The organism is Streptomyces xanthophaeus, from assembly GCF_000725805.1.
GTDB classification, from domain to species: Bacteria; Actinomycetota; Actinomycetes; order Streptomycetales; family Streptomycetaceae; genus Streptomyces; species Streptomyces xanthophaeus.
Map to the genome: position 1 here is coordinate 54,986 of NZ_JOFT01000038.1, position 12,973 is coordinate 67,958.

General features: G+C 74.7%; 8 protein-coding genes. 6 read left to right on the forward strand and 2 right to left on the reverse strand.

What is annotated here, in order from left to right:
- Positions 1 to 244: 244 nt before the first annotated feature.
- Positions 245 to 1,582 (reverse strand): SWIM zinc finger family protein, encoded by a 1,338-nt coding sequence (locus IO30_RS0123615; protein WP_031145886.1) that lies wholly within the window; start codon positions 1,580 to 1,582, stop codon positions 245 to 247.
- Between the two features lie 134 nt (positions 1,583 to 1,716).
- On the opposite strand from IO30_RS0123615, the gene IO30_RS0123620 reads away from it, so the two are divergent.
- The 5 genes from IO30_RS0123620 (at position 1,717) to sucD (ending at position 9,184) form a co-directional block, all read left to right on the forward strand.
- Entirely contained in the window at positions 1,717 to 2,823 is a 1,107-nt protein-coding gene (locus IO30_RS0123620) for an ATP-binding protein (protein WP_031145887.1), read from the forward strand.
- Complete coding sequence (locus IO30_RS0123625; RefSeq protein ID WP_037894953.1) at positions 2,820 to 5,135, forward strand: DUF5682 family protein; 2,316 nt, start codon at positions 2,820 to 2,822, stop codon at positions 5,133 to 5,135. The genes IO30_RS0123620 and IO30_RS0123625 overlap by 4 nt, the downstream gene beginning before the upstream one ends.
- A gap of 580 nt (positions 5,136 to 5,715) precedes the next feature.
- Positions 5,716 to 6,825 carry a VWA domain-containing protein gene (locus IO30_RS0123630; RefSeq protein WP_051859576.1) on the forward strand — a complete coding sequence of 370 codons (1,110 nt, stop codon included), beginning with the start codon at positions 5,716 to 5,718 and terminating at the stop codon, positions 6,823 to 6,825.
- Between the two features lie 268 nt (positions 6,826 to 7,093).
- Positions 7,094 to 8,272 (forward strand): ADP-forming succinate--CoA ligase subunit beta, encoded by a 1,179-nt coding sequence (gene sucC, locus IO30_RS0123635; protein ID WP_031145893.1) that lies wholly within the window; start codon positions 7,094 to 7,096, stop codon positions 8,270 to 8,272.
- Between the two features lie 21 nt (positions 8,273 to 8,293).
- Complete coding sequence (gene sucD / locus IO30_RS0123640; RefSeq protein ID WP_031145895.1) at positions 8,294 to 9,184, forward strand: succinate--CoA ligase subunit alpha; 891 nt, start codon at positions 8,294 to 8,296, stop codon at positions 9,182 to 9,184.
- Between the two features lie 67 nt (positions 9,185 to 9,251).
- On the opposite strand, the gene IO30_RS0123645 is transcribed toward sucD, so the two are convergent.
- Entirely contained in the window at positions 9,252 to 10,838 is a 1,587-nt protein-coding gene (locus IO30_RS0123645) for a helix-turn-helix domain-containing protein (protein ID WP_031145896.1), read from the reverse strand.
- A 119-nt stretch (positions 10,839 to 10,957) separates the two neighbouring features.
- Between IO30_RS0123645 and IO30_RS45550 the strand changes: the two genes are divergently transcribed.
- Positions 10,958 to 12,586: a cell division protein PerM gene (locus tag IO30_RS45550; RefSeq protein ID WP_157853365.1), complete on the forward strand. Its 1,629-nt coding sequence runs from the start codon at positions 10,958 to 10,960 to the stop codon at positions 12,584 to 12,586.
- Positions 12,587 to 12,973 lie beyond the last annotated feature (387 nt).

A 12,973-nucleotide genomic window follows, 5' to 3' on the forward strand; every position in this document is an offset into this window, starting at 1 on the left:
TCCTCGCAGAGGACAGCGCTCCGGTCCCGCCCCCTGTGCGGGACCGGAGCTGTCGATGGCGGATCAGGTACTCACTGCTCTCTCAGCTGGCGTGGTTGTCGTTCACAAAAGCCCCCCGGCTCCTCGTGTGCCACACGCCGGCGCCCCCGCGCCGCCGCGTCCTCCCCTTCCCTCCCGCCGTCCTCGGCCGGACGGCATAAAGGCCCCCAGGCCCCCTGCGATTTCCTTGTCGTGCAGCCCGGTCTCAGGCCAGCGCCACGGGCTCGGGCGAGTCCGGCTGCCAGGCCGTCAGCGGGGTGAAGCCGCGGTGGCCGCACTCGCCGAAGACCGTCACCGGCCCTCCGCCCGACAGGGCGGCCAACTGCCACAGACCCGAGCGCGAACGGGCCCCCGCGAGGGTGACCGGCAGGGCGGAAGTGCCCTGCGCGTCGGCCAGTTGCCAGCCCAGCTCACCCGGTACCGGGACCACCGGACCGAGCACCACCGGCCAGGACTCCAGCCACGGGTCCTCCCGCAGCGCCGCCCCGTAGGCCTCCAGGGCGGCCCCCGTGCTCACCCCGGCCGGTATCTCCGGGCACGGTTCGGCAGCCGAGAACCTCTCCCCGAGGTCCGCCCGCAGCCCCGCCGACCCGGGCCGGAAGCGAGCCTCCGCATCCAGCACCAGACCCACCGGCAGTGCCAGCCCCGGTGGCCGCCCGGGCGGTCCGAAGTCCAGCACCAGCGCCGGGCGCCCGCCCGCCAGCCCGCGCAGCCATATCCGGCGGGTGGTGAGCCGGCCGTCCGGCGACACCGAGTCGTACTGGGCGAGCACCAGCCAGCGGTCCCGTACGGCCTCCCCCTCCCCGGAGGCCGGCAGTCCCACCCTGCTGCGGACGGTCGCCGCCAGCGGAGCGGGCAGCGCGGACACCCCCATCCAGGCCCGGTCCAGGAGGTGCAGCAGCGCCGCCTCCTCCAGCATCCGGGCGGGCCAGCCGGGGCCGCAACTGGGTATCGTCCCCAACTCCCGCACACGACCCGCCAGTCCGGGCGCCTGCGCGTCGACCATCCGGGCCGCGGTCTCCTCCCAGGCCGCGTATCCGGCCTGCTCCTGGCCCGCGAGGCCGGCGCGCATCAGGTCGGCCAGCCGCTGTTCCAGCTCGGTGACGCCCGCCCCTATCCGCGCGGCCCGCCGCTCGGCGCGCCGCCGGGCCCCCTCCTCGTCCACCGGCCGGCCCGCACCGGCCGCCGGGCGCGCGGCCTTCGCCGCCCGCTCCGCCAGCCAGGCGGCGGCCCATTCGGGCGCCTCGCCCGGCTCGCCGACCCCCTCGGCGGACCAGAGCAGCAGCAGCCCCAGGGCGTGCTTGCACGGGAACTTCCGGCTCGGGCAGGAGCACTTGTACGCCGGTCCGGCGAGGTCCACGACCGTCCGGTACGGCGTACTGCCGCTGCCCTTGCACAACCCCCACAGCGAACCGGAAGCGGAACCTCCGATCTGCGTCCAGGGCCCCGCCCCGCCGAGTCTGCTTCCCGCCTTGCGTGAGGCATCGTCAGGAGCCAGAGCCAGTACTTGTTCCGCTGTCCAGCGGACCCCCTGCTCAGTCATGTGTCCCACCGTAGAGACCCCCACTGACAATCGCCCTGACCTGCAACGACGCTGTGCACGGCGGGCGTTGTCAGTGCCGTGGTGCACCGTGGGAGAAGCAGTCGGGAGCGGCTGCCGAGCATTGGAGGGGGACCATGACCACGCCCGGGAACACCACTGGCGCCGAGGCACTGCGACCGCACGCAGAGGACGCCTTCGCACACGAACTGAAAGCCCTGGCGGCAGCCGACGACCGGCCCCGCCCGACCCGCTGGAAGCTCTCCCCGTGGGCCGTCGCCACCTACCTCCTCGGTGGCACCCTCGAAGACGGCACGGTGATCACACCCAAGTACGTGGGCCCGCGCCGCATCGTCGAAGTCGCCGTCACCACCCTCGCCACCGACCGCGCCCTGCTCCTGCTCGGCGTCCCCGGCACCGCCAAGACCTGGGTGTCCGAACACCTCGCCGCCGCCGTCAGCGGAGACTCCACCCTCCTCGTGCAGGGCACCGCCGGCACCCCCGAAGAAGCCATCAGGTACGGCTGGAACTACGCCCGGCTGCTCGCCCACGGCCCCAGCCGCGAGGCCCTCGTCCCCAGCCCCGTCATGCGGGCCATGGCCGACGGCATGACCGCCCGCGTCGAAGAACTCACCCGCATCCCCGCCGACGTCCAGGACACCCTCATCACCGTCCTGTCCGAGAAGACCCTGCCGATACCGGAGCTCGGCCAGGAGGTGCAGGCCGTACGCGGCTTCAACCTCATCGCCACCGCCAACGACCGCGACCGCGGGGTCAACGAGCTCTCCAGCGCACTGCGCCGCCGCTTCAACACCGTCGTCCTGCCCCTGCCCGCCACGGCCGACGCCGAGGTCGACATCGTCGCCCGCCGCGTCGACCAGATGGGCCGCGCCCTCGACCTGCCGGCCGCGCCCGAGGGCCTGGAGGAGATCCGCCGCGTCGTCACCGTCTTCCGCGAGCTGCGCGACGGGGTCACCGACGACGGCCGCACGAAGGTGAAGTCGCCCAGCGGCACCCTCTCCACCGCCGAAGCCATCTCGGTCGTCACCGGCGGCCTCGCCCTGGCCGCCCACTTCGGGGACGGCGTGCTGCGCCCCTCCGACGTGGCCGCGGGCATCCTCGGCGCGGTGGTCCGCGACCCGGCCGCCGACAAGGTCGTCTGGCAGGAGTACCTCGAGGCCGTCGTCCGTGAGCGGGACGGCTGGAAGGACTTCTACCGCGCCTGCCGGGAGGTGACGGCATGAGCCCGAGCCCGAAGGGCCCGCTGCTGCTGGGCGTCCGCCACCACGGGCCCGGTTCGGCCCGCGCCGTGCGCGCCGCCCTGGACGCCGCCCGCCCCGCGGCCGTCCTGGTCGAGGGGCCGCCCGAGGGGGACGCGCTCATCGCACTGGCAGCCGACCCGGGGATGCGGCCCCCCGTGGCGCTGCTCGCGCACGCCGCGGACGACCCGGGCCGCGCCGCGTTCTGGCCGCTGGCCGACTTCTCCCCGGAGTGGGTCGCCATCCGCTGGGCCCAGGAGGCCGGCGTACCGGTGCGGTTCATCGACCTCCCGGCCGCCCACTCCCTGGCCGGGGCCGCCGAGCCGGACCCGCAGGCGCAGGGCGAGGCCGATGCGGCCGGCGCCGTACGGATCGACCCGCTCGCCGTACTGGCCGAGACCGCCGGGTACGACGATCCCGAGCGCTGGTGGGAGGACGTGGTCGAACACCGGGGCGCCGGGGGCGCGCAGGAGGCCGCGCTCGGCGCGTTCGAGGCCCTCGGGGAGGCCATGGGCGCCCTGCGCGAGGCGTACGGGGACGGCGGCCACGCCCGCGACCTGGTCCGCGAGGCGTACATGCGGCAGCGGATGCGGGCCGCCCGCCGGGAGTTCGGCGACGCCTACGCCGTGGTGTGCGGCGCCTGGCACGTCCCGGCGCTCCGGGCCAAGACCACCGTGGCCGCGGACAAGGCCCTGCTCACCGGCCTGCCCAAGGTCAAGGTGGAGACCACCTGGGTGCCCTGGACCCACCGCAGGCTCGCCCGGGCCGGGGGCTACGGCGCGGGGATCACCTCGCCCGGCTGGTACGCGCACCTCTTCGCGGCCCGGGACCGGCCGGTGGAACGCTGGCTGACGAAGGTCGCCGGCCTGCTCCGGGAAGAGGACCGGCAGGTCTCCTCGGCGCACGTCATCGAGGCGGTCCGGCTGGCCGACACCCTCGCCGCGATGCGGGGCAGACCCCTGCCCGGGCTGACGGAGACCCTGGAAGCCGTCCGGGCGGTGATGTGCGACGGATCCGACGTACCGCTCGCCCTGATCGAGGACCGCCTCGTCGTCGGCGACGTGCTCGGCGAGGTCCCGGACGCGGCCCCCGTCGTACCGCTCCAGCGGGATCTGACCCGGCAGCAGCGTTCGCTGCGCCTCAAGGCCGAGGCCCAGGACCGCGAGCTGGAGCTCGACCTGCGCAAGGACACCGATGCGGCGAAGTCGCTGCTCCTGCACCGGCTGCGGCTGCTCGGCATCGACTGGGGCACTCCCACCGCCTCGCGGGGCAGCACCGGGACCTTCCGCGAGACGTGGCGGCTGCGCTGGGAGCCCGAGCTGTCGGTGCGCGTCGCCGAGGCCGGCATCTGGGGCACCACCGTCCTCGCGGCGGCCACCGCCCGCGCCGAGTCCGATGCCGCGGGCGCCGCGGAACTGGGCGAGGTCACGGCCCTGGCCGAACGGTGCCTGCTGGCCGGGCTGTCCGAGGCGCTGCCCGCGGTGCTGCGGGCCCTCGCGGACCGGGCCGCGCTCGACACCGATGTCGCGCAGCTCGCCAAGGCGCTGCCCGCGCTGGCCCGTTCGCTGCGGTACGGGGACGTCCGGGGCACCGACGCCGCGGCCCTGGGCACGGTGGCGGCCGGGCTCGCCGAGCGGATATGCGTGGCGCTGCCGCCCGCCTGCACCGTCGGCCTGGACGCCGACGCGGCGGCGGAGCTGCGGGGCCACGTCGACGCGGTGCACGGGGCGGTCGCCCTGCTGACGGACGCCCAGGAGGGGCTGCGGGAGCGCTGGTCCGCGGTGCTGCGGACGCTGGCCGGGCGGGACGCCGTGCCCGGCCTGATCCGCGGCCGGGCGGCCCGGCTGCTGCTCGACGAAGGGCGGCTGTCCGCCGGGGAGACGGCCCGGCTGATGGGGCTCGCCCTGTCCCCGGCCACCGCCCCGGCCGATGCGGCGGGCTGGATCGAGGGCTTCGCGGGCGGCAGTTCCGGCGGAGGCACGCTCCTGGTCCACGACGAGCGGCTGCTGGCCCTGATCGACGCCTGGCTCGTGGGCGTGCCCGAGCGGGCCTTCACCGACGTACTGCCCCTGCTGCGCCGGACGTTCGGGGCGTACGAGCCGGGGGTGAAGCGGACGCTGGGCGAGCTGGTGCGCCGGGGGCCCGGGGCACCGGCCGCGGGGACCGGCCCGGGCGCGGCCCCCGAGGGCTTCGCCCCGGAACTGGACCCGGACCGGGCGGACGCGGTGGTGGCGCTGGTACGGCTGCTGCTGGCCGCCCCGCCGCCGGGCGAGGCCGCGGCGGTGGCCGTGGCCTGACGGCCGCCGGGCTCCCGGAGTCCGCGGGCCGCGGGCAGGACACGGCGGGGCGCCCCGGGCGGGGTGCAGGCAGGCAAACAGCGCAGGGCGGGGCAGGGCGGGGCAGGGCGGAACCGGCACGGACGGGCCGGTCAGGGAAGACCGGCGCTTGACGGCCGGCCGACGACGGACAAGACGAGCGCAGGGGGACGGACAGATGGCGACCGGTACGGACGAGCAGGCGCAGGCGCAGGCACAGGCAGGGCCCGCCGGGGCGGCGGGGGTGGCCAGGCCTGCCGGGGTGGCAGGGGTGACGGGGACTGCCGGGCCTGGCGGGGTGGCCAGGCCTGCAGGGGTGGCAGGGGTGACGGGGACCGCCGGGGCGGCGGGGGTGGCCGGACCCGTCAGGGCGGCAGGGGTGGCAGGGACCGCCGGGGCTGCCGGTGGCGCGGAGGCCGGGGCTGCCAAAGGCGCGGCGGCGGGGGTGACAGGGTCCGCCGGGGCGGCCGGGACCGCGGAGGTCGGGGCTGCCGGAAGCGCGGCGGCGCGGGCTGCCGAAGCCGCGGGGGCCGGGGCCGACGAGCGGCTGCGGCGGTGGCGGATGGTGCTCGGCGGGGGCGAGGCCGACGGGACCGGCCGTGCGCTGACCGGGCGGGACGCGGCGATGGACGCCGCGCTCGGCGCGCTCTACGGCGGCGGTGCCGGCGGCTCCCGCAAGGCGCCGGGGGAGCGGTCGGCGGGGCTCGGCGGCTCCGCGCCCCACGTGGCCCGCTGGCTCGGCGACATCCGCACGTACTTCCCCACCTCGGTGGTCCAGGTCATGCAGCGGGACGCCATCGAGCGCCTCGGCCTGTCCTCGCTGCTGCTGGAGCCCGAGATGCTGGAGGCCGTCGAACCCGACGTCCACTTGGTCGGCACCCTGCTCTCCCTGCACAAGGCGATGCCCGAGACGACGAAGGAGACCGCACGGGCCGTGGTCCGCAAGGTGGTCGAACAGCTGGAGAAGCGCCTGGCCACCCGTACCCGGGCCACGCTCACGGGCGCCCTCGACCGCTCCGCCCGGATCAGCCGCCCCCGCCACCACGACATCGACTGGAACCGCACGATCCGGGCCAACCTCAAGAACTACCTGCCCGAGTACCGCACCGTCGTCCCCGAACGGCTCATCGGGTACGGCCGAGCGGCCCAGTCGGTGAAGAAGGAGGTGATCCTCTGCATCGACCAGTCCGGATCGATGGCGGCTTCCGTCGTCTACGCCTCCGTCTTCGGTGCCGTCCTCGCCTCCATGCGCTCCCTCGCCACCCGCCTCGTCGTCTTCGACACCGCCGTCGTCGACCTGACGGACCAGCTCGACGACCCGGTGGACGTGCTCTTCGGCACCCAGCTGGGCGGCGGCACCGACATCAACCGGGCCCTCGCCTACTGCCAGTCGAAGATCACCCGGCCTGCCGACACCGTCGTCGTCCTCATCAGTGATCTTTACGAGGGCGGCATACGCAACGAGATGCTCAAGAGGGTGGCCGCCATGAAGGGGGCGGGGGTCGAGTTCGTGACCCTGCTCGCCCTCTCCGACGAGGGGGCCCCCGCCTACGACCGGGAACACGCCGCGGCCCTGGCCGCGCTCGGCGCACCGGCATTCGCCTGCACCCCCGACCTGTTCCCGGAGGTAATGGCCGCGGCCCTGGAGAAGCGGCCCCTGCCCGTGCCCTGACGGGATGCCGCTGTGAATGGGCTGATCGCACGAAGTTCCAGCTCAACCGTGAGGCGTTCTGTGACAGGTATCACCGCTCAGGTGTGATCTGCGATTTAGGGACCTACGTCCCACGGGGATAACCTGCGGGACGGACATGCCGCGTCCACGGTCACCGTGTGCGCCTTCCTTGTGACAGCGCCGTCACGTTGCCCTCCGCGGCACGCCCACGCAGATAGCAGAAAACCGCGAATCACTGCGAATCTTTGAAGACAAGGGACGGACGCGCGTGGACCTGTTCGAGTACCAGGCGAGGGACCTCTTCGCCAAGCACGGTGTACCGGTGCTGGCCGGTGAAGTCATCGACACGCCTGAGGCGGCTCGCGAGGCCACCGAGCGGCTGGGCGGCAAGTCGGTCGTCAAGGCGCAGGTGAAGGTCGGCGGCCGCGGCAAGGCCGGTGGCGTGAAGCTGGCCGCCACCCCGGACGAGGCAGTCGCCCGGGCGACGGACATCCTCGGCATGGACATCAAGGGCCACACGGTCCACAAGGTGATGATCGCCGAGACTGCTCCCGAGATCCTCGAGGAGTACTACGTCTCGTACCTCCTCGACCGCACCAACCGCACCTTCCTGGCCATGGCCTCGGTCGCGGGCGGCATGGACATCGAGCAGGTCGCCGAGGAGACCCCGGAGAAGCTCGCCAAGGTCCCGGTGAACGCCAACGAGGGCGTGACCATCGAGAAGGCCCGCGAGATCGTCGCGCTGGCGAAGTTCCCGGCCGAGGTCGCCGAGCAGGTCGCCGAGGTCCTCGTGACCCTGTGGGACACCTTCATCGCCGAGGACGCGCTCCTCGTCGAGGTCAACCCGCTCGCGAAGGTCGCCTCCGGCGACGTCATCGCGCTCGACGGCAAGGTCTCGCTCGACGAGAACGCCGAGTTCCGCCAGCCGGGCCACGAGGAGTTCGTGGACCACGCGGCCGCGAACCCGCTCGAGGCCGCCGCCAAGGCGAAGAACCTCAACTACGTGAAGCTCGACGGCGAGGTCGGCATCATCGGCAACGGCGCGGGTCTCGTCATGAGCACCCTCGACGTCGTCGCGTACGCCGGCGAGAACCACGGCGGCGTCAAGCCCGCCAACTTCCTGGACATCGGCGGTGGCGCCTCCGCCGCCGTCATGGCCAACGGTCTCGAGATCATCCTCGGTGACCCGGACGTCAAGTCCGTCTTCGTCAACGTCTTCGGTGGCATCACCGCGTGCGACGAGGTCGCCAACGGCATCGTCCAGGCGCTGCAGCTGCTCGAGGACAAGGGCGAGGCGGTCACCAAGCCGCTGGTCGTCCGTCTCGACGGCAACAACGCCGAGCTGGGTCGCAAGATCCTCTCGGACGCCAACCACCCGCTGGTCCAGCGCGTGGACACCATGGACGGCGCGGCCGACAAGGCCGCCGAGCTCGCGGCTGCGAAGTAAGGGCAGAGGTCACAGACTCACATGGCTATCTTCCTCAACAAGGACAGCAAGGTCATCGTCCAGGGCATGACCGGTGCCACGGGCATGAAGCACACCAAGCTGATGCTGGCTGACGGCACCAACATCGTCGGCGGCGTGAACCCGCGCAAGGCCGGCACCACCGTCGACTTCGACGGCACCGAGGTCCCGGTCTTCGGCTCCGTCGCCGAGGCGATGGAGAAGACGGGCGCCAACGTCTCCGTCCTCTTCGTCCCGCCGGCCTTCGCCAAGGCCGCCGTCGTCGAGGCCATCGACGCCGAGATCCCGCTGGCCGTCGTCATCACCGAGGGCATCGCGGTGCACGACTCCGCCGCCTTCTGGGCGTACGCGACCGCCAAGGGCAACAAGACCCGGATCATCGGCCCGAACTGCCCGGGTCTGATCACCCCCGGCCAGTCCAACGCCGGCATCATCCCGGGCGACATCACCAAGCCCGGCCGCATCGGTCTCGTGTCCAAGTCCGGCACGCTGACCTACCAGATGATGTACGAGCTCCGTGACATCGGCTTCTCCTCCGCCGTCGGCATCGGTGGCGACCCGGTCATCGGCACGACGCACATCGACGCCCTCGCGGCGTTCGAGGCCGACCCCGACACCGACCTGATCGTCATGATCGGCGAGATCGGCGGCGACGCCGAGGAGCGTGCGGCGGACTTCATCGCGAAGAACGTCACCAAGCCGGTCGTCGGTTACGTCGCGGGCTTCACCGCCCCCGAGGGCAAGACCATGGGCCACGCCGGCGCCATCGTCTCCGGCTCCTCCGGCACCGCGCAGGCCAAGAAGGAGGCCCTCGAGGCCGCCGGCGTCAAGGTCGGCAAGACGCCGACCGAGACCGCCAAGCTGGCCCGCGAGATCCTGAACGCCGCGCAGTAGTCGTACGCGCAGCAGCAGTGGCACGGGCGTGGCCCGCACCCTCCGGGGTGCGGGCCACGCCCGTTTCTCATTCGCCGCGGGGGACGAGCCGGCCGGGACCGGACGTCGCCGGATCGGCGCGCAGCTTGTCCTGGAGCTCCTTGCTCCGTTCGGTGAGCCGCTGGGGGCCGCTGTGCGGGGGCACCCCGGACACGCTCGATCCCGGGGCCCGCGGGGGCTCGTACTCCCTGGGCGCGGTCGTGACCGTGTACGTGGTCGCGACCGCGATCACCGCGGTCAGGCCGAGGACCGCGCGCGTCCAGCGCCGGGCGCGGTTCTCCCCGGCGAGGCGCACCTCGGCCGCCGGACGCGGTACGAGCCGGACGGCCGGCCGTAGGGCGGTGAACCGCTCGTGCAGCAGCGCCGACTGCTTCTCGGGCGGCACGTCGACCAGCTCGGGGATCAGCTCGGACAGCTCTTCGTGCGCGTTGAGGAGGCGGTGCGCGGTGGTGGGGGTGCTCGCCTCCGTCTCGGCGGCGGTGTCGGGCAGGTCGAGGCCGACGCCGTCGTAGAGCAGCACGGTGCGGCGGTGCGTGGGGTGCAGCCCGAGCATGGCGTCCAGGAGGATCCGGTCGGCGGGATCGGCCGGCGGCTTCTCCTGTGCCGGGGGGTTGCGGTGCGAGCGTCGCAGCCGGTGCCAGGGGGAGAGCGCGTACTCGTACGTCGCCGCGCGCACCCAGCCGACCGGGTCGGGGTCGGTGGCCACCGCCGGCCACTGCGCCCAGGCCTGCTGGAACGCCCGCTCCACGGCCTCGTGGGCGAGGGCCCGGCGGCCGGTGAGCAGGTACGCCTGCCGGGTGAGGGCGCCGGCCGCACGGTCGTAGAGGGCGTCGAACGCAACCGTGGCGGGCGGTCCGGGCGCAGCCCCGGCGTCGGGCTCGGCCTTGGCGTCGTCGGCGGCCTCGGGCTCGGCGTCGGCCTCGGCCCCGGGGGGCTGCGCCTGCGCCTGCTCGGGCTCCGGCTCCGGCTCCGACGGAGGTACGAGGGCGTCGGGATTCGGCTCGGCGGGGGGCTGCGGGGGCTCGGCCGGGGTGCGGTCCGGCTCGGTCGCGGGGGCAGGGCCGAGGAGGTCGTGGGAGCCCGCGCCGGTCCCGTTCGCGGAGCCCGCGCCGGTCCGGACGGGGGTCTTGGTCTCGTGCCGGGTCAGGGCGGCGGGCGGCTTCGCGGCCCGCTTGGCCGCGGGCTTGGGCCGGGTCCCGGGGGCACCGGCCTGCCTGCCCTGCCCGCCCCCGGCGGAGGCCCGTACGGAGCCGATCGCCCGCAGCGAGGAGCCCCGGGCGGCGCCGTCCTCCCGCGCCTCGGCGGCGGTGGCCTCCTGTGCCTGCGGGTGCGCGGCCTCAGGGGTGGCCTCGGCGTGCGGCTCCTGGCCGTCCGCCTCTTGGCCGTCCGCCTCCTCGGCATCCGACCCGGGGGCCCCGAGGTCCGCCAGGAGCCGTGCGTACAGCGTGCGTTTTCGCCCCCGCGGGTCCGTACGGCCCGACTCCCAGGACCGTACGGTGGCCGGGGCCACGCCCATCACCCCCGCAACCTGCTCGTGCGTCAGGTCCGCCGCTTCGCGCAGTCTGCGCCGCTCCTCGGGGGAGGGGAGGCCCAGCTCCTTGACGCTTCGTGTCATGCCACACTCCCCGCGACCCGACGGCTCTGGGCGAAAAAGTACATAAACGTATATTGAGCGACACCACGGGCATTCGCCTGTTACCCGCCCATAGCGCGTGTCGTTGGCACCATGGCGGGGTGACCCAAGTGACCGAACGCGGCACCCCGTTGCCCACGGCCCCACGGGCCGGCGGGCGGCGCCGTTCACCGGCGGCCGCCGCCTGCGTGGTGGGCGGCGCCGTGGCGGCCGGACTCGGGCTCGGCTTCCTCGCCGTGCTCGTCATCGTGCTGTGGATCAGCTCCCCCTACCCCGACAGCGGCCCCGGCGGGGCCCTGCACCTGGCCGCCGGGCTGTGGCTGCTGGCCCACGGGACCGATCTGGTGCGCTACGAGACGCTGTCCGGCGTGCCCGCACCCGTCGGTGTGACGCCCCTGCTCCTGGTGGCCCTGCCCGTGCTGCTCATGCGGCGCGCGGCCCGGCTGGGCAGCGCCTCCGGCGAAGGGGAGGCCGAGGGCGAGGAGGAGGTGCTGCCCGCCAGTGCCGTCTTCTCCGCCGTGCTCTGCGGCTACCTGTCCGTCGGGGCCCTCGCCACGGTGTACGCGGCGGGCGGCCCCATGCCCGCCGACCCGCTCAGTGCGGCCTGGCACGTCCCGCTGGTCGCCGCGCTCGCTGCCGCCGGAGGGGTCTGGGGCGCCCGGGGACGTCCGCTCGGGCCCCTGCCGCGGTGGGTCCCGGGGGGCGTGCGCAGAGCCATCGGGCGCCCCCGGTACGCGCTGGCGCTGCGGTCGGGGGTGGGTGGGGCCCTCGTCCTGCTGGGCGGTGGGGCGCTGCTGGTCGGTGCCTCGCTCGCGTGGCACGGCGCGGAGGTCCAGGGATCCTTCGTGACGCTGACCGGGGTGTGGTCGGGCCGGTTCGCGGTCCTGCTGCTCGCGGTGGCGCTGATCCCGAACGCCATGGTCTGGGCCGCGTCCTACGCCCTCGGGCCCGGCTTCGCGCTCGGCACCGGGGCGACCGCCACCCCGCTCGGCTTCACGGGCACGCCCGTGCTGCCCCGCTTCCCGCTGCTGGAGGCCCTTCCGGCGGAAGGGCCGGGGACACCGCTGACCTGGGCGGCCGGCGGGATTCCGCTGCTGGCCGGACTGGCGGTGGGCTGGTTCGCGGTACGCCGGGCGCGTGAGGTCTCGTACGGGGAGACCGCGCTCACGGCGGCCCTCGGGTCCCTGGTGTGCGGGCTGACGACGGCCGGGCTGGCGGCGGCCTCCGCGGGGCCGCTGGGATCGCAGGAGCTGTCCGCGTTCGGGCCGACGTGGTGGGCCGCGGGGGCGGCTGCCTTCGGCTGGGCGCTGGTGCCGGCGGTTCCGCTGGCGGTGGCGGTGCATGCGTGGCGTACCCGGCCGGCGGGCGGCTTCGCCGGTCCGGACGACCCGGAGGACGACGAATGGCACGACAGCGGCGTCCGGGAGGTCCGCTGGGCCGCGCTGCGGCGGGCTGCGGGCACGCTGGTCCCCGACTTCCCGTCGGAGCCGGAGCCCTCGCGGGCGGCGGCCCCGATGGCGGCCCCGGCGGCTGCCCCGGCGGCGGTCCCGGCCGGAGCCCCGGCCGAGGCCCCGGCGCGGCTCAAGGGGGTGGCGCGACCCGTACGGGTGGTGTCGGGGCTGGACCTGGACCTGACGCCGATCCCGCTGACGGCCAGGCCGGTGGCTGCGCCGCTGGTTCCGCCCGTCACGGGGGCGCGGGTGCTGCCGCGGCGCAAGCCGCCGGTGTAAGGGGGTCCCTGCGGGGCTCGGCGGTGAGGTGGTGCCCCGTCTGCGGCGCCGCTGCACGGGGCTCCGCCCCGGACCCCGCGCCTCAAGCGCCGGCGGGGCTGATTTTTGCCCAGGCTGGGCGTTGGTGCTGGCCGTGGGGTGGTGCCTCGTTTGCGGCGCCGCTGCACGGGGCTCCCGCCCCGGACCCCGCTCCTCAAACGCCGGAGGGGCTGGATTTTGCCCAGGCGGGGCGTTGGATGTGCTGGCCGTTGCGGTGCTTGGCGGGGTCGGGGGGTGTGGGGCGGGGTCCCTCCGGAGTGTCTCCTCGAGGGGAGTGGGGACACTGCGGGGTGTCCCCGCAGGACGAGCGCGCAACCTGGGCCGCCACATCTTGACCGGGCTCAGTGC